We start from the raw sequence: 20,727 nt of genomic DNA, 5'->3' as shown, positions 1-20,727 counted from the left end.
TAGTCGGCCCCGGAACCGTCCCCAGCGGATGCCGAAGGGAATTCATGTCCGACCGCACGCGCCCCGACCGCCCGAAGATCCGCCTCTACGTCGACGAGCCGCTGGTCGCCGGCCAGGCCGTCGGCCTCGACCACGAGCGCGCCCACTACCTGCGCCACGTCATGCGCCTGGACCGCGGCGACACCATCGCCGTGTTCAACGGCCGCGACGGCGAGTGGAGCGCCAGCGTCGACGGCTTCGGCAAGGGCTGGTGCTCGCTGACGGTGGGGGCCTGTCTGCGGCCCCAGGAAGGGGCGGCGGACCTGTGGCTGCTGTTCGCGCCGCTGAAGCGCGGGCGCATCGACACGGTGGCGGAGAAGGCCAGCGAGCTGGGGGTGTCGCGCCTGTGGCCGGTGTTCACCCGGCGCACCGATCCCCATCGGGTCAACATGGACCGCCTGCGCGCCAACGCCGTGGAGGCGGCGGAGCAGTGCGAGCGGCTGACCGTTCCCGAGCTGGCGGAGCCGGTGCCACTGGACCGCGCGCTGGCCGATTGGCCGGCGGAGCGGGTGCTGTTCTTCTGCGCCGAGAGCGGGGCTGCCATGCCCGTGGTGCCGGCGGTGCAAGCGCACGCCGGGCGTCCGGCCGCTTTCCTGGTCGGGCCGGAGGGAGGGTTCGACACGCGGGAGCTTGACGCCATCCGCAATCTTCCATTTGTTGTTCCGGTCGGCCTCGGGCCCCGCATCCTGCGCGCCGACACGGCGGCGTTCGCCGCGCTGGCGTGCTGGCAGTCCCTGGTCGGGGACTGGGCCGCGGGCGGCGCCGACGGCCGTCCGCCCTTCCGGTCGGCCGACCCGCCGGACACCTCCACCCCTCGCTAGGGCCCGCATCCATGTCCGCTCCTCCCATCACCCAGGGCGAACCGATCACCGATCGCCGCCAACTGGCCACCTACCTCGAGTCCGGGAGCAAGCCCGTCGAGGACTGGCGCATCGGCACCGAGCACGAGAAGTTCGCCTACCGCCTGTCCGACCTGCGGCCGCTGCCCTATGAGGGGCCGGACGGCATCGGCGAGCTGCTGACGCGCATGCAGCGCTTCGGCTGGCAGCCGGTCCGCGAGGACGGGAGCATCATCGCCCTGACCCAGGACGGTGCCAACATCACCCTGGAGCCGGGCGGCCAGGTGGAGCTGTCCGGCGCGCCGCTGGTCACCCTGCACCAGACCTGCGCGGAGGTGCACCGCCACCTGCGCCAGGTGAAGGAGGTCGGGGCGGAGATGGGCATCGGCATGGTCGGCCTCGGCTTCCAGCCGAAATGGCGGCGCGAGGACATCCCCTGGATGCCCAAGGGGCGCTACCGGATCATGGGCGACTACATGCCCAAGCGCGGCGGGCTCGGCGTCGACATGATGACCCGCACCTGCACGGTCCAGGTCAACCTGGACTTCGGCTCCGAGGCCGACATGGTGAAGAAGTTCCGGGTGTCGCTGGCGCTGCAGCCCGTGGCGACCGCGCTGTTCGCCAATTCGCCCTTCGGCGAGGGCCGCCCCAACGGCTTCCAGTCCTACCGCAGCCACATCTGGACCGACACCGACCCCGACCGCACCGGCGACCTGCCGTTCGTCTTCGAGGACGGCTTCGGCTTCGAGCGCTACGTCGACTACGTGCTCGACGTGCCCATGTACTTCGTCTACCGGGACGGCGCCTACATCGACGCGTCGGGCCAGTCGTTCCGCGATTTCCTGGAGGGGCGGCTGCCCGCGCTGCCGGGCGAGGCGCCGCGGATCACCGACTGGGCCGATCACCTCACCACCGTCTTCCCCGAGGTCCGGCTGAAGAAGTACCTGGAGATGCGCGGCGCCGACGGCGGCCCCTGGCGCCGGCTGTGCGCCCTCCCGGCGTTGTGGACGGGGCTGCTCTACGACGACCAGGCGCTCGACGCGGCGTGGGACGTCGTGAAGGGGTGGAGCGCGGCGGAGCGGGCGGAGCTGCGCGCCGCGGTGCCGCGCCACGGGCTGCGCACCCCGTTCCGCGGCGGCACGGTGCGCGAGCTGGCGGTGGAGGTGCTGGAGATCGCCCGCCAGGGGCTGGTGCGCCGCCGGCGCAACGACAACTGGGGCGACGACGAGGCCCACTATCTGGACACGCTGCTGGGCATCGCCGACTCCGGCCAGTCGCCGGCCGACGAGCTTCTGGAGCGCTACGCCGGCGCCTGGGGCGGCAGCGTCGACCCGGTGTTCCGCGACTACGCCTACTGAGGTTTTAACCTTCCTGAGTCGGGGAGCACCCCCGGCCTCCCCGCGTTGATCCCGGTGAAGGCGCCCTTGGCGCCGGCCACCGTGGGGGAAGACGCGATGAGCAGGGAGGAACGACGCGGCACCGGACCCCGCCGGGGGATGCCCCGGCCATGACCAGCGCCCCCTACGAGTTCCCGGCCTACAGCGGGCGCGAACGCGCGGCGGACGCGGTGGTCCACGTGGTGGGCGTGCCCGCCGCGATCGCCGCCGCCGCCTGGCTGCTGACCCTTGCCGCGGGGCGGACGACGGCGCTGGAGCTGGTGTCGCTGGCCATCTACTGCGCCGGCATGACCGGGGTGCTGACCTCGTCCGCCCTCTACAACCTGACCGCGCCCGGCTGGTGGAAGGAGCAGTTCCGCCGCGTCGACCACGCGATGATCTACATCGCCATCGCCGGGTGCTACACGCCTCTGTCCCTGAACCGGCTCGACAGCGCCTCGGACGGGCTGGCGCTGTGTCTGGCGGTGTGGGCGGCGGCGCTGCTGGGGGCCGCGCTCAAGCTGGTCTGGCCGCGCCGGTTCGAGCGCACGGGGCTGGTGCTCTATCTGCTGATCGGCTGGGCGGCGCTGGCGGTGATCGGCGACCTCCGGGAGTCGCTCTCCGCGGCCGCCTTCGCCCTGGTGTGCGCCGAGGGGGCCGTCTACACCGCCGGGGCGTGGATCCACCACCAGGCGTGGCTGCCCTACTACAACGCGATCTGGCACCTCTGCGTGCTCGGCGGCGCCGCCTGCCACTTCGCCGCGATGGTGCTGGAATTCGCCACCTGACCCCACCGTCCGCCGGCGCCGCGGCACCCCTCGCCCGTCGCTCCCCGGCGCGGTGCGACGGTGCTGACAGCGCCGGCGGTTGACGTTAACGTCAATGGCGCGGCGGCATGGGGGCGGGGCGGCCGGCGGCGCCGGGTCGGCCGGGGACGAACCGCGGGGGGTGCGCGATGGAGGAGCTCTACACCGTCAACCAGCTCGCCGCCCTGCTGGGCCTCACCCCGCGCGCCCTGCGGTTCTACGAGGCCAAGGGGTTGCTGGCGCCGCGCCGCGTCGGCAACAACCGGGTCTACACCAGGCGCGACCGGGCCCGGCTGACGCTGATCCTGCGCGGCAAGCGGCTGGGCTTCTCCCTGGCGGAGATCAAGGAGTATCTCGACCTCTACACCGCGGAACACGGCAACGTGGCGCAGCTCACGCTTCTGCTCGGCCGGGTGCGCCACCGCCTGGATGAACTGGAGGAACAGCGCCGCGCCCTGGACGCCAGCGTCGCCGAACTGGCGGAGATCGAGGCGCGGGTGGTGGTTGCCCTGCGCGAGCGGGGCGCGGACCCCACGGGCGGCACGGGGCCGGCGTGAGGGTCTACCGCGCGCCGGGGCGTGGCGGCGGCGACGCTCAGCCGGCGGCCGCCGGACCCAGCGCGGCGCCGAGGGCGCGGCGGAGCTGCTCCGGCTCGATCGGCTTGTGCAGGATGGCGAAGCCTTCGGTGCGGCCGTCCTGCAGGCAGTCGGGGCTGTTCTCGCCGGTCAGCATCAGGCCGGGAATGGCCTGGCCGTAGCGGGCGCGGACGGCGCGGATCGCCTCGGTGCCGGTCCGCTGGTGGCGCAGCCTGTAGTCGGCGACGATGACGTCCGGCGCGGCGCCGGCCGCGGCCAGCGCCAGCAGCGCCTCGTCGCAGGATTCCGCCGCCAGCACGCGGTATCCCCACTGCTCGAGGATGCCCTGCAGCCCCATCAGCACCACCGCGTTGTCCTCGATCACCACGATGGTGCGTCCCGCGGCGGCGTGCGCCGGCGTGGCGGCGGCGGCGGGTTCCACGGCGGCGCCCAGCAGCGGCACGGTGAGCGCGAAGGTGGAACCGCCGCCGGGCGTCGAGCGGACCTCCACGGGGTGGTCGAGGAGCAGCGAGAGCCGGCGCACGATGGCGAGGCCGAGGCCGAGGCCCATCTTCTGGTCGCGCTCGGGATTGGCGAGCTGGTGGAACTCGGTGAAGATCTCCTCCTGGCTCTCTGGCGGGATGCCGATTCCGGTGTCGGTGACGGCGATGCGCACCCGCCCGGCCTCGGCGTCGACGGTCGCGGACACCCGCACGTCGCCCCGTTCGGTGTAGCGGATGGCGTTCTCGACCAGGTTGCGGACCATGCGGCCGAGCAGCGCGGCGTCGCTCAGCACCCGCAGGTCCCCGGCGTCCTCCACCGACCAGCCCAATCCCTTCTCGGCGGCCACGGGGCCGAACCCGTGCTCGACCGATTCCAGAACCTGGGCGAGAGGCACCGCTTCGATCTTGGCCGAGACGATGCCGGCGTCGAGCTTCGAAATGTCGAGCAGGCTGTCCAACAGGCCTTTCAGCGCGTCCAGCGCGTGATCCATGTGACCGATCAGCGTCCGGGAGCGTTCATCGGCCGCCCGGGCGCCGAGCGCCGAGGCGAACAGCATGAGCGACTGGACGGGCTGGCGCAGGTCGTGGGTGGCCGCCGCCAGGAACTTCGACTTGGCGCGGTTGGCCTGCTCCGCCGCGATGCGGGCGGCCACGGCGTCCTCCTTCGCCGTGATGATCGTGCGCTCCATCTCCATGCGCGCGGTGACGTCGCGCATGATCGCCGTGGAGAAACGGCGGCCGTCCGCCGACCAGCGGGTGATCGACATGTCGACGTGCACGGCGCTGCCGTCGCCGCGCTCGACGCAGGCGCGGCCCTCGACGAAGGGGGTGATCCGGTTCGCCACGGGGGTGGCGACCAGGTCGCCCTCGCCGCAGGCGAACAGGGCGGCCGCGGCGCGATTCGCGGTCTGGATCACACCGGCCTCGTCGACGGTGACAATGGCGTCGGTGGCGGTGTCGACGATGGCGCGGTAGCGCGCCGCACGCCCCTGGCGGAGCTGCTGCTCACGCCGCACCGCGGCCGAGATGTCGTTGACCTGCAACAGGCAACCGCCGGCCCCACCGGTCAACGGCCGGACGACGATCGACTGGTGCACCGCCCGCCGCCCGCCGGAGGCGTCGTTGACCAGCGGCAGCAGGCGCGGGTTCAGGTAGTGGGACACCACCGAGGACATGCCCGCCGCCAGCGCGTCGGCCACGGCAAGGCCGAGCCGGCTGTCGGCCAGGTCCGGGAACAGGTCGAACAGGCCGCGGCCGGTGGCGTCCTCCGCCGTGATGCCCGACTGCATCGCGATCCAGCGGTTCCATCGGCGCACGCGCTGGTCCACGTCGAGCTCGATGATGCCGAGGTCGAGGTCGTCGAAGGTCGCGATGTGGTGGAAACGGTCAACCATGGGCCAACGGTGGTGGTGGGAGGCACCCGTCGGGCGGCCACCGGCGGAGGAAGGGGCGGTCGGTCATCCCGCGGCGGTCGGCGACGGCTCGCCGCAACTGTCCAGCAGGCGCCGCACGCTGGCCCGCAGCGCCAGCATCGAGGACACGCTCATCACGATGACGATGAAGCCGCGCAGATCGCGCTCGCGCATGATGAAATCGACGTGGAACACCATGACCCGGTCGCCGTCGCCACCGGCACCGTCGGCACCGGCGTGCTCCGCCCCGTCCGGCGCGTCGCCGGCCGCCCCGTCGGGGTCGGGGCGGCTCAGGATCTCGCGGGCGCCGCCGTAGATGACCCGGGGCAGCGACGTGGTGATCCGCTCCCCCAGCATGTTGGCGAGGGTCGACAGGCAGCTGTTGATGATGATGTTGCCGATCTCGCTCAGCGCCTCCTGCTCCATCTCGATGATCTCGTCGAGATCGGCGAGGTGGGGCAGCACCGCCCGGACCAGTTCCAGGCTGTTGGACACCGGGAAGACCAGCACCGCCGATCCGGAGAACGGTCCGTCGAAGGATTCGCCCACCGCCACCAGGCGGTCCGCCGGTTCGGTCGTTCGCAGCGCCGCGGCGGCGTCCTCGCGGGGCATGACGCTCACCCGCGGCACCGTCAGCGACACCCCGCCGCCCATCATGCGGCTCAGGGTCACCGCCGCCTTGCTGACCGACACGTTCACCAGTTCCGTCAGCGCGTCGGTTTCGAGGTCGCTCAGCGCCGTCCACATGGGGGCCGCGCCGGTCAACCCTGGCCACCGCGAGTCGGCGGCGCACCGCCGCACCGCCGACCCTTGCGCGTCGACCGGCCCTGCGTCGGATGGGCGTGTGGCATGCGCTCGTCCTTTCCTCAATCCCCGGGATGGCCGGAGCGGTCGCGGCGGTGCCCCTCCTCCGGCCGACCGCCGCCGGAAGGGCTTTGCACGGCGGGAAGAACGCGGATCACACCGTGACATAAAATGCCGGGCGCGAGTCGTCAATAAGGCTGTCCGCGGATGGCGGACGCGTAGGGGGCGGCAGGCGAATGGCATAGGCGCAACGTCCGATGGCATTTGCCGGTCAGGTGCGGTGGGCGCGGGCCAGCGTGCGGTCGAGATCGGGGTCATCGGCCAGCATCGTTTCGACGGCGCCCAGCAGCGCCGTTTCCTCGACCTGGAGGTGGCGTTCCAGGAGCGACACGATCTCGCCGGCGAAATGCACGAAGGCACCATAGCTTTCCGCGTCGAACCCTTCGGCGAGCGCCAGTGCGCAGTAGCGTTGCAGCCGCCGGCCGATCGGCCGCATCGCCGTGTGCTCGGCGGCGAGGTGCTGGACCAGGTCGTGGGCGCCGCGTTCGGCCAGGAGGGGAAACACGGTCTGCTCCTCGAAGTCGAAATGGGCGCCCAGCTCCCGCTCCAGATGGGCGTCGAGATCGCTCACCAGCGCGTGCACCGCCGGGTCGTCGAGGGAGGGGATGCCGCGCTCCTCCGCGGTGTCGAGGTGGCGTTCCAGGCGGTTGATCATCGCGATGGTGCGGTCGTGATCCTCGTGGATGTGGCGGCCGGTCTCGGTGGTGGCGTGCATGGCGCGCTCCGTGGTCAGTCAGCGGCGCGCCAGCATCCGCCGCACCACCGCCAGGATCAACAGCAGAGCGAGGCTCCACGTCACGGCCGCCGCCGCCAGGGCCGCCACCGACCATGCCGCACCGGTGTCCGCCGCGACCCGCGCAAGGGTGGCGACGGCCACCGCCATCACCGCGGCGACGGCGGCGGCGGGCAGCGCGGTCGCGTGCCCCTCCCGCTGCTGGGTGGCCCGCACGGCCATTGCCACGACCAGGGTGCCGAGCGCGCCGACCCCCAGGACATGCCACCCGGCGCCGCCGCTGCCGGGCGCCACCCGCTCCAGCGCCGCCGCCAGCCAGCCCAGGCCCAGCCAGCCGTAGCCGAGGTGCAGGCTCCACAGCTCCGGCCGCTGGCGCACCGCGGCGGTGCGCCAGCGCGCCAGGCGGGCCAGCGCGACGCCCCCGGTGAGCGCGGCGCCGGCCGCGCCGACCGCGTCCCAGGCCGGCCCGCCGGTCCCCGCCGGCGACCCGCTCGACGCCGTCACCGCCGTCACCGCCGTGGCGGCGAGGGCGAGCGCGCCGCCGGCCAGCCCGGCGGCCTCCAGGCGCGGCTGCACGCGGTGCACCAGGTGGCCGCCGCGCTGGCGCAGCGCCCCCGCCGTCGCCGCCGGGATGATGCGGCCGCCCATGGCGAACAGCAGCAGGCCGCAGAGATGGAGGGCCAGCAGCACCCCGGCCCGGCCGCCGTCGCCGGCCCACCAATAGACCGCCTCGGCCAGGGCGAAGGCGCCGATCAGGGGACCGAACACCGCGTTGTGGCCGCTCTTGACGGCGCGCAGGAACGGCCACCCGGCCAGCGCGAACAGGACGAGGGGGAAGGCCAGCGCCAGCGGCGCCGCCAGCGGCGGTGCCAGGCCGGCCAGCAGGGCGAGGCGGCCGGCGGCCCAGGCGGCGACCGCGAGCGCCAGCGCGGCCGGCCGCGGCCGGGTCAGCAGGAAGCCGCCGACCGCCGCCAGGGCGAAGCCGAACAGCATCTCGTGGGCGTGGACGGCCGGTGTCCACCCCGTCGCCACGAGGCCCAGGTGGCCCGCCGTCCAGTACGGCACGGCCGCGGCGCCGTACAGCAGGGCGAGGGGAAAGAAGACGCGATGCCCGGCGGGGCGGCCGGCGGCGGCGGCGTGGGTGGCGGTCATGGCGACGGTGTAGTCCCGTTCGGCCACCGCCGGCTTGACCGCGGACAAGCCCCCAGAGCGCCCCGTTCAACGCGCCGGCGTGCCCCGTTCAACGCGCCGGCGGCGCCCCCGTTTCCTGAGAATGTCCGTTAAATGTCGTGGCCAACCAAGTCATCGTGGCAACACTGTGACGGAAATATGGTCGCATGGTGCCCGATTCGCTTGACTTTCGATCGGATCTTAACCAACAAGACGAGGTAATCCCATCGATTGTGCATGGCCAGTACGGGACCCGACACGTGGAACTTCGGCAGAACCGGGCCGCCAAGGCCCACCGACGGGCATCGGCGCGCACCGCGCTCGGGGCCCTGGCGTTCATTGGTCTGGCCCTGGCGGGGTGCGCGTCCGACGCGCCGGCCCCGGAACGGATCGCGGCCGCGCCCATTGACCCCAACGACCGGCTGGCCCCCTGGGTGCCGCACATCCGCGAGGCGTCGGCCCGCTTCGACGTTCCGGAGCCGTGGATCCGCGCCGTGATGATCCGCGAGAGCAGCGGCCGCCATTGGGTCGGCGAGCGGGTCATCACCAGCCCGGCCGGGGCGATCGGCCTGATGCAGGTGATGCCGGGCACCTACGACCTCATGCGCAAGGCCTACGACCTCGGCCCCGACCCGAAGGACCCGCGCGACAACGTGCTGGCCGGCACCGCCTACATCCGCGAGATGTACGACCTGTTCGGCGCCCCCGGCTTCCTCGCCGCCTACAATTGCGGGCCCGGCTGCTACGCCAGCCACCTCGCCGGCAAGCGCACCCTGCCCCAGGAGACGCGCAAATACGTCGCGGCGCTGAGCCCGGCGGTGCGCGGCGCGCAGCCCACCGGCGCCCCCATCGCCGACGCCATCGAGGTGGCGTCCGCGGTTCCCGTGGCCGCTCCGGTGGTGGTCGCGGAGGTCGCCCCCGCGGCGGCGCCGACGCCGGCCGTCGCCCCGGCGGCCGTGGTGGCCCGGACCGCGATCGTGCCGCCGCCCGCTCCCCGCGACGGCGCGTTCCAGGTGGCGGTGGCCGGCAAGCCGACGGTCGCGGCGGTTCCGGTGGCTCAGGCCCCGGCGGTTCAGGCCCCCGCGGTCCAACTGGTGGCCGCGGTGGCGGCCGGGCCGACGGCCGCGGCGGCACAGCGCAAGCCGGGGGCGGCGGTCGCGGTGGCGGCGGTGGTCCCGCCTGCCAAGCCCCGCAGCGTGTCGCCGGCCTTCCGCGCCGAGGTCGCCCAGGCTTTCCTGCCGGCCGGCGTCGATCCGGAACGGGTGCAGTTCCGCTTCGTCAGCCAGCGCACCGACGGCTGCGGCAGCCTGAAGGGCCGCGACAGCGTGTGCGTCGCCCTGACCGAGACGAACTGACCGGGGGAGCGGTGCGCGGCGGGCCGGGTCAGGCCCGGAAGCCGCGCGACACCCAGCCCGCGGCCAGCCCCAGCGCGACCAGCGCCAGAGGCGGGCCGAACACCACGATCAGGGTGTCGCGCAGCCGCGCCAGCGCCGCGTCGTGGCGCAGGGCGAGGCGCCGCTCCGCCTCCGCCCGGCCCAGGCCGCGCACGCTGGCGAGGAACTCCGCCAGCTCGCCGCTGGGCGTGAAGCGGCCCAGCGGTGTCTCCAGGACCGGCGCGGTGTCGTCGCGCTGCCAGTGCGCCTCCAGCCGCGACTGGACGATGGCGAGGTCCTCGCGCAGCGCGGTCCAGTGCCGCGTGCCCGCAACCACGACCCACGCCAGCGCGGCCACCACGGCCAGCCGCCACAGACCCCGCGCAACGTTCATGCCCGCTCCCCCTTCGGCCAGGGGCGGCCCGCCGGCGGGCCGCCCGTCGGGCGCGGAGGATAGCGGCCGCCCCGGCGCCGCGCCAGGCTGGGGGCGCCGGATTTCGGGCGGGGCGGGGCGCGACGGGAGAACCCATGCTGATGGCGGGGCAGCGCACGCTGCTCGACCGGGACGATCCGCGGCTGGTGCTCGCGGTGGCGAGGCGCCGCGGATCCCTCGTGACGGGAGGGCCGGCGACCGCCACAATCGCCGGGTTCGCCCCCGCCAGCATCCACCCGCGGTCCGGTCCGCCGGCGGAAGCGGGGGCGGCGGAAGCGGGGGCGGCGGAAGCGGGGGCGGAGGAAGAGGAGAGGCGATGAGTGCGACCATCACCGGGCCGGATGGCCAGCCGAGATGCCGCTGGTGCGGCACCGTTCCGGAGTTCCTGCCCTACCACGACACCGAGTGGGGCTTTCCGGTCGCCGACGACCGCCGCCTGTTCGAGAAGCTGAGCCTGGAGGCCTTCCAGTCCGGCTTGAGCTGGCGGACCATCCTGGCCAAGCGGGAGGCCTTCCGCGCCGCCTTCCAGGGCTTCGACGTCGTCAAGGTCGCCGCGTTCGGCGAGTCCGACGTGGCCCGCCTGCTGGGCGACGCCGGGATCGTCCGTCACCGCGGCAAGATCGAGGCGGTGATCCACAACGCGCGGTGCGCCGTGGAGCTGGTGGAGCGCGACGGGTCGCTCGCCGCATTCCTGTGGCGCTACGAGGCCGATCCCGCCGCCGCGGCGCCACCGCAGACGGTCTCCACCTCGCCCGAATCGGTGGCGCTGTCGAAGGATCTGAAGAAGCTCGGCTGGCGCTTCGTCGGTCCGACCACCGCCTACGCCTTCATGCAGGCCATGGGGCTGGTCAACGACCACGCCGAGGGCTGCGCCATCCGCGCCGCGGTCGCCGACGCCCGGGCCGCCTTCACACCGCCGCGCGGCTGAGGCCGCCGGCGCCGGTCAGCCCTCGGCCACCGGCTCGTAGAACTCCGGCCCGAAGCCGGCGGCGCGGCGGCCCTCGACGTTGAAGGGCCGTTTCAGGGCGCCGCGGAAGTGCCGCGCCACCAGGTCCTGCCAGGCCGCCACCGGCTCCAGGCCGCGGCGCTCGCACAGCACCTGGAACCAGCGCCGGCCGGCGGCGACGTGGACGATCTCGTCGTCGCAGATCGCCCGCAGCAGGGCGGCGCTCTCGGCGTCGCCGAACGCCTCCAGCCGGGCCACCGTGTCGGGGGTCACGTCGATGCCGCGAGCCTCCAGCACCATGGGCACCACGGCCAACCGCGCGGCGATGTCGTGGGCGGTGACCTGGGCCGCCTGCCACAGCCCGTCATGGGCGGGCAGCGCCCCGTAGCCGGAGCCCAGCGCGGTCAGCCGGCGCTCCAGCATGGTGAAGTGGCGCGCCTCGTCGTCGGCCACGCCGACCCAGTCGTCGAGGAAGGCGCGCGGCATGGCCGCGTCGGGGAAGCGGGCGACCAGGTCCCAGGCGAGGTCGATGGCGTTCAGCTCGATGTGGGCCAGGGCGTGCAGCAGGGCAATCCGGTTGGCCTCGCTGCCGCCGCGGCCGCGCTTGGGCATGTCGCGCGGCAGGCGCAGCTCCGGCCGGTCGGGGCGCGCCGGCCGGTCGGGCAGGGTGGCCCGGCCGACCTCGGCGATCCGCCCGTCGCGCCACGCCGCGGCACAGGCGTGGGTCAGGGCGACCTTGCCGTCGGCCGCCGCCGTTTCGAGGACGGCGCGCGCCGCCTCGGCCAGGGTGGCGGGGAGGGTGGTCACTGCCAGGCGTAGGCGACGAAGGAGGGGTTGAGGAAGTCGGCGCGCTTGCCGTAGCCCAGCGGCGCGGTCCCGTCGCCGACGCACACCCGGCCGCCGGCCGCCAGCAGGACGGCGTGGCCGGCGGCGGTGTCCCATTCGCAGGTCGGGCCGAAGCGCGGGTAGAGGTCGGCCTTGCCGCAGGCCACCGCGCAGAACTTCAGCGACGAGCCGCAGGAGATGCGCTGCTTGACCGAGAAGCCGGCGAGGAAGCTGTCGGTCTCGCCGGCATCGCCGTGGGAGCGGCTGGCGACCACCGTCAGCCCCTCCGGCGGGTGGCGCCGCACGGTGATGGCGTGCTCCCCCCGGCCTTCGACCCAGAGCACCGCGGTGCCCGGCCCGGCGGCGGCGTAGAGGTCGCCCACGGCCGGCGCGTAGACCACGCCGAGCACCGGGCGGCCGTGGTCGATCAGGGCGATGTTGACGGTGAACTCGCCGTTGCGGTTGATGAACTCCTTCGTCCCGTCCAGCGGATCGACCAGCCAGAACCGCCCGCCGGAGACGTCGGGAACCCGGCCGGCCGCAACCTCCTCCTCGGCCACCACGGGGATGTCCGGGGTGAGGTGGTGCAGGGCCGGCAGGATCACCGCCTCGGCCGCGTGATCGGCGTTGGTGACCGGGCTGCCGTCGCCTTTGGTGGTCACCGTCGCACCGTCGTTGTAGAAGCGCAGGATGACCTGACCGGCCTCGTGCGCGATGGTGCGGACCGTCGGCAGCAGCTTGGCCACGGTGGTGTCGGTCATCGGTGTCCTCCGGGTGCGGGTGTCATGAAACGATAACGCGCCGGAGGATTCCCAGGAAGCCCCCAGGGATTGGCCGGGGAGATACCGTTCGGCGGGGGACGGCGCGGGCACAGGGAGAGAGCATGAACACGCGATGGCGCGCAATGGCCTTATCCGACCTGCCGGCGGCGCTGGCCGTGGCCGATGCGGTCCACACGGACTATCCCGAGCGGCCGGAGGTCTTCGCGGAACGGTTGCGCCTGTTCCCGGCGGGCTGCCGCATGGCCGTGGCCGCCGACGGCGCGGTGCTGGGCTACGGCCTGGCCCACCCGGGCCGCCTCGGCCGCCCGCCGACGCTCGACTCGCTGCTGGGGGCGCTGCCGGACGACGCCGACTGCCTCTACCTTCACGACGTGGCGCTGCTGCCGGCCGCCCGCGGCCTGGGGCTGGGGGGCGGCGCCCTCGTCGAGGCGCGCGCGCTGGCCGGGCGGTGCGGTGTGGCGTGGCTGGCGCTGACCGCCACGGCCGGGGCGCTCGCCTACTGGCGGCGCTCCGGGTTCGCGCCCTACGCCGCGGCGGACGCGGCGCTGGCCGCCCGCCTGGCGACCTACGGACGCGGCGTCACCTATCTGGTGGCGCCGGCCAATCCCGCCACGCCGTAGCCCATGCCACGGGTGGCGAACGCCGGGGTCCGGGCCTGGTTGGGCGACGAGGACAGGAACTCGATCGACATGCGGATCAGCTCGGGCAGGTTGTGGGCGCCGAGCTTGACCTTCAGCTGGGAGCAGGTGTTGGCCACCGTCTTGTAGCTCACGCCCAGCTCGTCGGCGATCTGGCCGTAGGACTTGCCGTCGGCGATCAGGGCGAGGGTCTGCAGTTCGCGCGGGGTGACCGTGCCCAGCGTGCTCTCGCGGCCGCGGCTGCCCAGCATCGCGACCTGAACGGCGAGCTGGTGGCTGAGATAGGGGCGGCCCCGGCGCACCGCGTGCACCGCCTCCAGGAAATCCTCCGGGGCGGTGTCCTTGAGCAGGTAGCCGCTGGCCCCGGCCTCCAGGGCGCGGCTGACGATGACGGCGTCGCCGTGCATGCTGAACACCAGGATGGGGGTGCGGCTGTCGTGCAGGCGGATGCGGTGGATCAGCGCCAGCCCGGCCAGGCCGTTGCCCTGGAGCGCCAGGTCGACGATGGCCATGTCCGGGCGGTGGCGGCGGTAGAGCCGGTATCCGGCCGGCGCGCTGCTGGCCTCCAGCACCTCCCGGACGTTGGCGTCCTGCAGGACGCGCCGGCATCCCTGAAGCACCATGGGGTGGTCGTCGATGAGCAGGACGCGGATCATGGGTGTCGTTCCTCGGTGGCCGCCGGTGGCGGGGTGCGGTCCCCCTCCTCCAGGGGAATGGTGACGGCGAGACGGGTGCCGCGGCCGGGGCGGGGCGTCACCGCGACCGTGCCGCCGAGCGCCGTGACGCGCTCGTTCATGGCGGTCAGGCCGAGGCCGGCCGGGGTGCCCGGCGCCAGTCCATGGCCGTCGTCCTCCACGGCCAGGCGGATCGAGGGGGTGGTGGCGGCCAGCGGGTCGCCCGCATCGGGGGCCGGCCGCTCGGCGATGGCGACGGTGATGCGGGTGGCCCGGGCGTGGCGGACCGCGTTGGTCAGCCCCTCCTGGACGCAGCGGTAGACGGTGAGGTCGACGCTGTCGCCGTACCCCCGGGCCAGCGGGCTGGCCTCCAGGCGGAAGGCGCAGGCGGGGGCGTGCCGCTCGAACTCGGCCACCAGGCCGGCCACCGCCTCGGCCAGCGGGACGTGGCCCAGCGCCATCGGCCGCACCGCCTTCAACAGGCGCCGGTTGGCGGTCTGGATGCGCTCGCCGATGTCCATCAGGGTGTCGGCCCGTTCGCGCAGGGGGCCGCCGACGTCGTCCGGCAGCCGCTCGGCCAGCCGGGACAGCGACGCCACGTTGGCCTTCAGCCCGAACAGGCAGGGCCCCAGCTCGTCGTGCAGTTCGGCGGCGAGCTGGCGCCGCTCGTCGTCCTGCACCGCGACGAGGCGCCGGCTGAGGCGGGCGTTGTCGGCGCGGGCCGCGGCCAGCGAGCCGGCCAGCGCGTTGAAGCGGTCGACGAGGTGGGCCAGCTCGCGGGTCCGCGGCGCCGGCAGGCGGTGGCGGAAATGGCCCTGCTCCAGCTCGTGGAAGCCCGTGGCCAGGCCGCGCAACGGGTGGAGCAGGCGGCCGAGCGCGACGTGGAGCACGGCGATCACCACCAGATTGACGGCGAGCGCCACCAGGGCCAGGCCGGACATGTCCTCCCACACCTCGGCGATCTCGTCGCCGGCCTCGCCGACGATGGTGACGGTGGCGATGCGCCGCCCGTTGGCCAGCACCGGGACGCTGCGCGCCAGGCCGTCGACGCCGACGCCGACCAGCGCGGCGAACCAGTCCGGAGCGCCGCCGTCAGTGGCGCCGGCGTCAGCGATGCCGGCGTCAGCGGTTGCACCGTCAGCGGCGCCCGGGCCGTCCGCCGTCGCCGGTTCGCGCATCCGGGCCTGCCGCCCCTCCGGCGTGGTGACGACGAAGCGGACGTGGCGCTGGTTGCCGATCTCCGAAAGGACGCGGTCGAGGTGGGCGCCGTCGGGGCTGGCCGCCTCCAGGCGCGTGATGGCGGATCGGACGTACCGCTCCGCCACCTCGATCGAGGCGCCGATCTCCACCAGCGTCGCCCGCCGTGCGTTGTAGACCACCAGCGCCGACGCGACGACGCATGCGACCACGTTGATGAAGACGAAGGTCGCCAGGATCTGGGCGCGCACCGAACGCTGGTGCCACATCCGCCGCACCACCCGCAGCCGCAGCGGCTGTCCGGCCCCGGACGTGCCGGTGCCGGACGTATCGGTGCCGGACGTGTCGGATTCCGACCGGGCGTCTCGCATCGCCGTGTAGCGCACGTCCGGCCCGTCGGTGACGCCGACCTCTGCCATTCATCCAGCCTCCCCCGCCAGGCGATCGCCCGCCGCCACACGGCGCCGCGCCGGTGCCGGAGCGGGCGGGCGGAACCCGGCGGCCGGGATCGCTGGCCTTGCCTTCCCGATGCGTCCGGCCGGCGCGTGACCGCGCCGGTGAACCGCAGGAATGGGTCACTGTGGCTGAATGTATGTTGCCGCGACAATTGCACTTTGGGCCGAACCGCGCGGCGTGCCGGCGGCGTCCGTCCGGCGCTCGCCGGGGCCGGGGAGGCTCAGCGGCGGGGCAGCCCGGCTGCGCGCAGCGCCGCCAGCGCCTCGGCGCGCCCGGCGCCGGTGTCGCGCAGGGTGACGTAGTGCTGGCCGGCCTCGCCGAATCCGTGTCCGGCGCTGTCCTGCGCGGCGGTCAACAGCCCCTCGATCAGGCTGTCGGCGCTCTCGTCGATGCCGCGGTCGGCCAGCATCTCCTGCAACTGCATGGCGCGGTTGGCGATCATCCGCGGGGTTTCGTCGAACGCCTGGTCGGCGCGCGCCAGCAGCGCCGCCAGGCGGACCACGGCGGGATCGCCCTCGGCCACGTCGGTGCCGGCCATCCGGCTGGCCAGCCAGCGCTCCGGCGCCGTCCGGTCGACCGGGTCGAGCCAGCGCTTGCCGGCCAGCGTGGCCGTGCCGGCCGGGGCGGCGGTGTCGACCGGTGCGACGGCCGCATCGTCGCGGGTGGCCGCGTCGTCGCACGCCGCTACCCCGAGCGACAGGGCGGCCGCCAGGGCGAGGCGGGCGGACAGGTGGGGCGGCGTGGGCACGGGCGCTCTCCTTCTGCCTGAGGTTCGGCGGCGGGTGCGGGCGGGGACGGGGCGGCACCGCCGAGCATGTGCCGGGCCAAGGGGGCGGCGCAAGCGCCGGCCGGGCCCTGCCATGGGGTGGCCGCGTTATTGCCAAAGCTTCCCGGTCGGATTTGCCAGACCTGCTCAAGACAGCTGCGGCGCGGGGTGGAACACTGCAATGGCTGGCGGGGAGCCGCCGGGGGATCGCCGACGCCGTGCGCGGGGTGGCGGCCCACACGCCGGTCCGGCCGCCACACGCGGCGGCCGGAAAACGGGGTGCCCATCACCCTTGCCCAAGAAAGAAGAGGGAGGTCACGTCCATGAATCGCTTCGTGAGGTCGCTGCCCGCCGTGACGCTGACGGTGGCGCTCGCCGCCGCCGGGCAGCTCGGCTCCGCGGCGCCGTCGTTCGCCAACGACAAGCTGGTCGAGTTGTCGAAGGACGAGCGCAACTGGGTCATGCCGGGGAAGAACTACGACTCCGACAACTTCAGCAAGCTGGAGCAGATCAACGCGGAGAACGTCAAGAACCTGAAGGCCGCGTGGTCGTTCTCGACCGGCGTCCTGCACGGCCACGAGGGTGCGCCGCTGGTGGTCGACGGCAAGATGTACGTCCACGGCGCCTTCCCCAACTCCACCTTCGCCCTGGACCTGGACGATCCCAGCCGCATCCTGTGGCACCACAAGCCCAAGCAGAACCCGGTGGCGCGCTCGGTGGCGTGCTGCGATGTTGTCAACCGCGGCCTCGCCTACTGGCCGGGCAACGGCACGGTTCCGCCGCTCGTCCTCAAGACCCAGCTCGACGGCCACGTGGTGGCCCTCAACGCCGAGACCGGCGAGGAGTACTGGAAGCTCGAGAATTCCGACATCGCCGTCGGCTCGACGCTCACCATCGCCCCCTACGTGGTGAAGGACCTGGTGATCGTCGGGTCGTCGGGCGCCGAGCTCGGGGTGCGCGGCTACGTCACCGCCTATGACGTCAAGACCGGCGACCTGGTGTGGCGGGCCTTCGCCACCGGCTCCGACGAATCCATGCTGATCGGCGCCGATTTCAACGCCACCAACCCGCACTACGGCCAGAAGGGGCTCGGCCTGGAGACCTGGGAGGGCGAGGCCTGGAAGATCGGCGGCGGCACCAACTGGGGCTGGTACGCCTACGATCCCGGAACCGACATGATCTACTACGGCACCGGCAACCCGGCGCCGTGGAACGAGACCATGCGGCCCGGCGACAACAAGTGGACGATGACCATCTTCGGCCGCGACGCCGACACCGGCATGGCCAAGTTCGGTTACCAGAAGACGCCGCACGACGAGTGGGACTACGCCGGCGTCAACGTGATGATGCTGAGCGAGCAGAAAGACAAGTCCGGCAAGATGCGCAAGCTGCTGACGCATCCGGACCGCAACGGCATCGTCTACACCCTGGACCGCGAGTCCGGCGACCTGGTGTCGGCCGACAAGATCGACGACACGGTGAACGTCTTCACCCACGTCGATCTCAAGACCGGCCTGCCGGTGCGCGACCCCGAGTACGCCACGCGCATGGACCACACCGCGCGTGACATCTGCCCCTCGGCCATGGGCTACCACAACCAGGGTCACGACTCCTACGATCCCGATCGCCGGCTCTTCTTCATGGGGATCAACCACATCTGCATGGACTGGGAGCCGTTCATGCTGCCCTACCGGGCCGGCCAGTTCTTCGTCGGCGCGACCTTGAACATGTACCCCGGTCCCAAGGGCGACCGCCAGGGGTACGAGGGGCTGGGCCAGATCAAGGCCTACGACGCCATCACCGGCGCGTTCAAGTGGGAGAAGATGGAGCGCTTCGCGGTGTGGGGCGGCACCATGGCGACCGCCGGCGACCTCGTCTTCTACGGCACGCTCGACGGCTTCATCAAGGCCCGCCACAGCGACACGGGCGAGCTCCTGTGGAAGTTCAAGCTGCCGTCCGGGGTCATCGGCTATCCCATGACCTACGAGCACAACGGCACCCAGTACGTCGCCATCATGTACGGCGTGGGCGGCTGGCCGGGCGTTGGCCTGGTGTTCGATCTGCAGGACCCGACCGCCGGCCTCGGCGCGGTGGGCGCCTTCAAGAACCTGCAGCACTACACCCAGATGGGCGGCGGCGTGATGGTGTTCTCGCTCGACGGCAAGAGCCCCTTCGACGACGTGAACGTGGGCGAATACGGCGGCTGACGCCGAACGGCTTCCGGCTCCTCCGCCGCCGGTGACGGTCGGCGGCGGAGGACGCCGGGGCGGGCGGCCCCCACCAGCACAATCCTCCCGCAGAGGTGTGGGGGCCGCGACCCGCCCCGTTTGACGGCCGATCCATCCGCTCCACCCGGTCACACCACGACCAGCCAAGCAGGGAGTGCATCCGACGATGTCGCCCAACCCCAAACCGACACCCCTCCCCGAGGCCCGCGCGGTTGGCGCGCTGGCCGTCGCCGCGGGGCTCGCCGCCGCGCTCTGGGCGGCGCCCTCCGTGGCCGCCGACGCCCCGCCGCTCAAGGTGTGCGCCTCGACCAAGGGCGCGCCCTACATGACCAAGGACGGCACCGGCTTCGAGAACCGCATCGCCGCGGTGGTCGCCGAGGCGATGGGCCGGACGGCGGAGTTCGTCTGGACCGACAAGCCGCCGATCTTCCTGGTGCGCGACATGCTGGACAAGGGAGAGTGCGACACCATCGTCGGCGTCGACGACGGCGACCCGCGGGTGCTCACCACCGCTCCCTATTACCGCACCGGCTACGCCTTCATCACCCGCGCCGACCGCGATCTCGAGATCTCCAACTGGTCCGACGACGACCTGGCCAAGGTCAAGCGCATCGCCTACCAGTTCCACTCCCCGGCGGAGGAGATGCTGAAGCAGACCGGCCTCTACGAGGACAACCTGATCTACCAGTATTCGCTGGTCAACTTCACCGATCGACGCAACCAGTACACCCAGGTGCCGCCCGAGACGCTGGTTTCGGCGGTCGCCAGCGGCGAGGCGGACGTCGCCGCGGCGTTCGCCCCCGACGTGGCCCGCTACGTCAAGGCGTCCACGACGCCGCTGCGGATGACCATGGTCGACCGCAACGGGCTGACCGCCGGCGGCACGCTGGTGCCGCAGCAGTTCGACCAGTCCATGGCGGTGCGCAAGGACGACGACTCCCTGCTCCGGGACCTCGACGAGGCGCTGGTCAAGGCCGGCCCGCGGATCGCCGCGATCCTCCAGGACGAGGGCATCCCGATGCTGGAGCCGAGCGTCGGCCAGTGACGGCGACGCCGCCCCCGGCAACCCCAACCCCGGGCCCGGAACCGGCCCATCCCTTCGCGACGGCAGCAGCAGGAAACGGTACGGCAGAATGAGCAGGACGACGATCATGCGCCTGGCCCTCGGTGTCCTCGTCGGCATCGGCGGCGCCTGGGGCGCGCAGGCGGCTCTCACCTTCAACCACACGGTCACCGGCGAGGTCCTTGACTTCGAGTACGCTGCGGAAGAGGGCCGCGACACCGCCGCCGTGAAGGCGTTCCTCACCACCGGGAGCAACCCCTACAACGAGAATCCGGCCTGCCTGCCGGTGGGGGAGGAGCTCTTCCTGTCCGCCTGCTCCGGCTGCCACGGCCACCTGGCGGAAGGCAAGATCGGCCCGGGGCTGAACGACGACTACTGGACCTATCCCAAGAACGCCACCGACAAGGGTATGTTCGAGACCATCTACGGCGGCGCGCAGGGGCAGATGGGGCCGCAGTACGCGTCGCTGACCATGGACGAGATGCTCCTGGTCATGGCGTGGATCCGCCACCTCTACACCGGCGCCCCCGACACCGCGGACTGGCTGACCAACGAGCAGCGCCGCAGCTTCACCCCCTATTCGGCCAAGGCGACCCAGACCGCGCACGCCACCCCGGCGGCCGGCACCTGCGAGCCGACGGCCAACTGACGCGCTCCCGCCGCGCCCCCCGGCGTCACCGACGCCCACACCAAGAAACCGCAGGAGAGGAAATACCGATGTCCGCATCCCTTCGCACCAGCCATTGGCTCCCCGCCGCCGCCATGATGCTCGCCTTCGCCGCCGCGCCGGCCGCGGCCTACGACGGCACCAACTGCAAGGCGCCCGGCAATTGCTGGGAGCCCAAGCCCGGCTACCCCGCCACCGTCGCCGGGTCCAAGTACGACCCCAAGCACGATCCGATGGAGCTGAACAAGCAGCAGCAGTCGATCGCCGCCATGGACGAGCGCAACGCCAAGCGGGTCGAGCACTTCAAGAAGACCGGTGAGTTCGTCTACGACGTCAAGAAGATCCCGGCCAACTGAGCAGGG

The 20,727-nt window shown here is 73.0% G+C and carries 22 protein-coding genes; 12 read left to right on the top strand and 10 right to left on the bottom strand.

Features of this window, described 5'->3' with window-relative positions:
• Positions 1-44 precede the first annotated feature (44 nt).
• From AC6H2I_RS21400 to AC6H2I_RS21385, 4 genes are all read left to right on the top strand, one after another.
• On the top strand, positions 45-860 hold the full coding sequence (locus AC6H2I_RS21400) for a 16S rRNA (uracil(1498)-N(3))-methyltransferase (RefSeq protein ID WP_497502741.1): 816 nt from the start codon (positions 45-47) through the stop codon (positions 858-860).
• A gap of 11 nt (positions 861-871) precedes the next feature.
• Positions 872-2,236 (top strand): glutamate--cysteine ligase, encoded by a 1,365-nt coding sequence (locus AC6H2I_RS21395; protein ID WP_497502740.1) that lies wholly within the window; start codon positions 872-874, stop codon positions 2,234-2,236.
• A 149-nt stretch (positions 2,237-2,385) separates the two neighbouring features.
• On the top strand, positions 2,386-3,042 hold the full coding sequence (trhA, locus tag AC6H2I_RS21390; RefSeq protein WP_497502738.1) for a PAQR family membrane homeostasis protein TrhA: 657 nt from the start codon (positions 2,386-2,388) through the stop codon (positions 3,040-3,042).
• 167 nt (positions 3,043-3,209) lie between these two features.
• Positions 3,210-3,617, top strand: coding sequence for a MerR family transcriptional regulator (locus tag AC6H2I_RS21385; RefSeq protein ID WP_497502737.1), 408 nt, complete (start codon positions 3,210-3,212; stop codon positions 3,615-3,617).
• A gap of 37 nt (positions 3,618-3,654) precedes the next feature.
• Here the strand turns inward: AC6H2I_RS21385 and AC6H2I_RS21380 are convergent, their stop codons facing one another.
• The 4 genes from AC6H2I_RS21380 to AC6H2I_RS21365 form a co-directional block, all read right to left on the bottom strand.
• Complete coding sequence (locus tag AC6H2I_RS21380) at positions 3,655-5,532, bottom strand: PAS domain-containing hybrid sensor histidine kinase/response regulator (protein ID WP_497502736.1); 1,878 nt, start codon at positions 5,530-5,532, stop codon at positions 3,655-3,657.
• 63 nt (positions 5,533-5,595) lie between these two features.
• Positions 5,596-6,315 (bottom strand): chemotaxis protein CheC, encoded by a 720-nt coding sequence (locus AC6H2I_RS21375; RefSeq protein WP_497502735.1) that lies wholly within the window; start codon positions 6,313-6,315, stop codon positions 5,596-5,598.
• A gap of 310 nt (positions 6,316-6,625) precedes the next feature.
• Entirely contained in the window at positions 6,626-7,129 is a 504-nt protein-coding gene (locus tag AC6H2I_RS21370) for a hemerythrin domain-containing protein (protein WP_497502734.1), read from the bottom strand.
• Between the two features lie 18 nt (positions 7,130-7,147).
• On the bottom strand, positions 7,148-8,347 hold the full coding sequence (locus tag AC6H2I_RS21365) for an NnrS family protein (RefSeq protein ID WP_497502733.1): 1,200 nt from the start codon (positions 8,345-8,347) through the stop codon (positions 7,148-7,150).
• 230 nt (positions 8,348-8,577) lie between these two features.
• Here AC6H2I_RS21365 and AC6H2I_RS21360 point away from each other — a divergent pair, with 230 nt between their 5' ends.
• A complete protein-coding gene (locus tag AC6H2I_RS21360) occupies positions 8,578-9,672 on the top strand; it encodes a lytic transglycosylase domain-containing protein (protein WP_497502732.1) in 1,095 nt (364 codons plus the stop codon).
• A gap of 28 nt (positions 9,673-9,700) precedes the next feature.
• On the opposite strand, the gene AC6H2I_RS21355 is transcribed toward AC6H2I_RS21360, so the two are convergent.
• Positions 9,701-10,084: a hypothetical protein gene (locus AC6H2I_RS21355; protein ID WP_497502731.1), complete on the bottom strand. Its 384-nt coding sequence runs from the start codon at positions 10,082-10,084 to the stop codon at positions 9,701-9,703.
• Between the two features lie 134 nt (positions 10,085-10,218).
• Between AC6H2I_RS21355 and AC6H2I_RS21350 the strand changes: the two genes are divergently transcribed.
• Together AC6H2I_RS21350 and AC6H2I_RS21345 are read left to right on the top strand one after the other, a co-directional pair.
• Positions 10,219-10,443: a hypothetical protein gene (locus tag AC6H2I_RS21350; RefSeq protein WP_497502730.1), complete on the top strand. Its 225-nt coding sequence runs from the start codon at positions 10,219-10,221 to the stop codon at positions 10,441-10,443.
• Positions 10,440-11,051 carry a DNA-3-methyladenine glycosylase I gene (locus AC6H2I_RS21345; protein ID WP_497502729.1) on the top strand — a complete coding sequence of 204 codons (612 nt, stop codon included), beginning with the start codon at positions 10,440-10,442 and terminating at the stop codon, positions 11,049-11,051. Before AC6H2I_RS21350 ends, AC6H2I_RS21345 begins: the two co-directional genes overlap by 4 nt.
• Before the next feature lie 15 nt (positions 11,052-11,066).
• On the opposite strand, the gene AC6H2I_RS21340 is transcribed toward AC6H2I_RS21345, so the two are convergent.
• On the bottom strand, positions 11,067-11,876 hold the full coding sequence (locus AC6H2I_RS21340) for a ferritin-like domain-containing protein (RefSeq protein WP_497502728.1): 810 nt from the start codon (positions 11,874-11,876) through the stop codon (positions 11,067-11,069).
• Entirely contained in the window at positions 11,873-12,655 is a 783-nt protein-coding gene (gene cysQ / locus AC6H2I_RS21335; protein ID WP_497502727.1) for a 3'(2'),5'-bisphosphate nucleotidase CysQ, read from the bottom strand. The genes AC6H2I_RS21340 and cysQ overlap by 4 nt, the downstream gene beginning before the upstream one ends.
• 143 nt (positions 12,656-12,798) lie before the next feature.
• On the opposite strand from cysQ, the gene AC6H2I_RS21330 reads away from it, so the two are divergent.
• Complete coding sequence (locus AC6H2I_RS21330) at positions 12,799-13,296, top strand: GNAT family N-acetyltransferase (protein ID WP_497502726.1); 498 nt, start codon at positions 12,799-12,801, stop codon at positions 13,294-13,296.
• On the opposite strand, the gene AC6H2I_RS21325 is transcribed toward AC6H2I_RS21330, so the two are convergent.
• The 3 genes from AC6H2I_RS21325 to AC6H2I_RS21315 all read right to left on the bottom strand — a co-directional run bounded on the left by AC6H2I_RS21325 (position 13,260) and on the right by AC6H2I_RS21315 (position 16,389).
• Positions 13,260-13,970: a response regulator gene (locus AC6H2I_RS21325; protein ID WP_497502725.1), complete on the bottom strand. Its 711-nt coding sequence runs from the start codon at positions 13,968-13,970 to the stop codon at positions 13,260-13,262. The genes AC6H2I_RS21330 and AC6H2I_RS21325 overlap by 37 nt on opposite strands.
• Positions 13,967-15,604, bottom strand: coding sequence for an ATP-binding protein (locus AC6H2I_RS21320; RefSeq protein ID WP_497502724.1), 1,638 nt, complete (start codon positions 15,602-15,604; stop codon positions 13,967-13,969). Before AC6H2I_RS21320 ends, AC6H2I_RS21325 begins: the two co-directional genes overlap by 4 nt.
• 257 nt (positions 15,605-15,861) lie before the next feature.
• Positions 15,862-16,389: a hypothetical protein gene (locus tag AC6H2I_RS21315; RefSeq protein ID WP_497502723.1), complete on the bottom strand. Its 528-nt coding sequence runs from the start codon at positions 16,387-16,389 to the stop codon at positions 15,862-15,864.
• Between the two features lie 341 nt (positions 16,390-16,730).
• On the opposite strand from AC6H2I_RS21315, the gene AC6H2I_RS21310 reads away from it, so the two are divergent.
• The 4 genes from AC6H2I_RS21310 to AC6H2I_RS21295 all read left to right on the top strand — a co-directional run bounded on the left by AC6H2I_RS21310 (position 16,731) and on the right by AC6H2I_RS21295 (position 20,721).
• Positions 16,731-18,614 carry a methanol/ethanol family PQQ-dependent dehydrogenase gene (locus AC6H2I_RS21310; protein ID WP_497502722.1) on the top strand — a complete coding sequence of 628 codons (1,884 nt, stop codon included), beginning with the start codon at positions 16,731-16,733 and terminating at the stop codon, positions 18,612-18,614.
• 187 nt (positions 18,615-18,801) lie between these two features.
• Positions 18,802-19,680 carry a methanol oxidation system protein MoxJ gene (gene moxJ, locus AC6H2I_RS21305; RefSeq protein ID WP_497502721.1) on the top strand — a complete coding sequence of 293 codons (879 nt, stop codon included), beginning with the start codon at positions 18,802-18,804 and terminating at the stop codon, positions 19,678-19,680.
• Positions 19,681-19,768: 88 nt separating this feature from the next.
• Positions 19,769-20,347, top strand: a complete 579-nt coding sequence (moxG, locus tag AC6H2I_RS21300) for a cytochrome c(L), periplasmic (protein WP_497502720.1) — start codon at positions 19,769-19,771, stop codon at positions 20,345-20,347.
• A gap of 68 nt (positions 20,348-20,415) precedes the next feature.
• Complete coding sequence (locus AC6H2I_RS21295) at positions 20,416-20,721, top strand: methanol dehydrogenase [cytochrome c] subunit (protein WP_497502719.1); 306 nt, start codon at positions 20,416-20,418, stop codon at positions 20,719-20,721.
• Positions 20,722-20,727: the final 6 nt, after the last annotated feature.

The sequence above is a fragment of the Azospirillum sp. NS33 genome (assembly GCF_059703765.1).
The sequence above is the reverse complement of the archived record's forward strand: the minus strand, read 5'-3'. Positions and strand labels throughout refer to the sequence as shown.

Coding starts and splice junctions, on each gene's coding strand:
- AC6H2I_RS21400 (WP_497502741.1), top strand. CDS start 45: ATGTCCGACCGCACGCGCCCCGACCGCCCGAAGATCCGCCTCTACGTC.
- AC6H2I_RS21395 (WP_497502740.1), top strand. CDS start 872: ATGTCCGCTCCTCCCATCACCCAGGGCGAACCGATCACCGATCGCCGC.
- trhA (WP_497502738.1), top strand. CDS start 2,386: ATGACCAGCGCCCCCTACGAGTTCCCGGCCTACAGCGGGCGCGAACGC.
- AC6H2I_RS21385 (WP_497502737.1), top strand. CDS start 3,210: ATGGAGGAGCTCTACACCGTCAACCAGCTCGCCGCCCTGCTGGGCCTC.
- AC6H2I_RS21380 (WP_497502736.1), bottom strand. CDS start 5,532: ATGGTTGACCGTTTCCACCACATCGCGACCTTCGACGACCTCGACCTC.
- AC6H2I_RS21370 (WP_497502734.1), bottom strand. CDS start 7,129: ATGCACGCCACCACCGAGACCGGCCGCCACATCCACGAGGATCACGAC.
- AC6H2I_RS21355 (WP_497502731.1), bottom strand. CDS start 10,084: ATGAACGTTGCGCGGGGTCTGTGGCGGCTGGCCGTGGTGGCCGCGCTG.
- AC6H2I_RS21350 (WP_497502730.1), top strand. CDS start 10,219: ATGCTGATGGCGGGGCAGCGCACGCTGCTCGACCGGGACGATCCGCGG.
- AC6H2I_RS21345 (WP_497502729.1), top strand. CDS start 10,440: ATGAGTGCGACCATCACCGGGCCGGATGGCCAGCCGAGATGCCGCTGG.
- cysQ (WP_497502727.1), bottom strand. CDS start 12,655: ATGACCGACACCACCGTGGCCAAGCTGCTGCCGACGGTCCGCACCATC.
- AC6H2I_RS21330 (WP_497502726.1), top strand. CDS start 12,799: ATGGCCTTATCCGACCTGCCGGCGGCGCTGGCCGTGGCCGATGCGGTC.
- AC6H2I_RS21325 (WP_497502725.1), bottom strand. CDS start 13,970: ATGATCCGCGTCCTGCTCATCGACGACCACCCCATGGTGCTTCAGGGA.
- AC6H2I_RS21320 (WP_497502724.1), bottom strand. CDS start 15,604: ATGGCAGAGGTCGGCGTCACCGACGGGCCGGACGTGCGCTACACGGCG.
- AC6H2I_RS21310 (WP_497502722.1), top strand. CDS start 16,731: ATGAATCGCTTCGTGAGGTCGCTGCCCGCCGTGACGCTGACGGTGGCG.
- moxJ (WP_497502721.1), top strand. CDS start 18,802: ATGTCGCCCAACCCCAAACCGACACCCCTCCCCGAGGCCCGCGCGGTT.
- moxG (WP_497502720.1), top strand. CDS start 19,769: ATGAGCAGGACGACGATCATGCGCCTGGCCCTCGGTGTCCTCGTCGGC.
- AC6H2I_RS21295 (WP_497502719.1), top strand. CDS start 20,416: ATGTCCGCATCCCTTCGCACCAGCCATTGGCTCCCCGCCGCCGCCATG.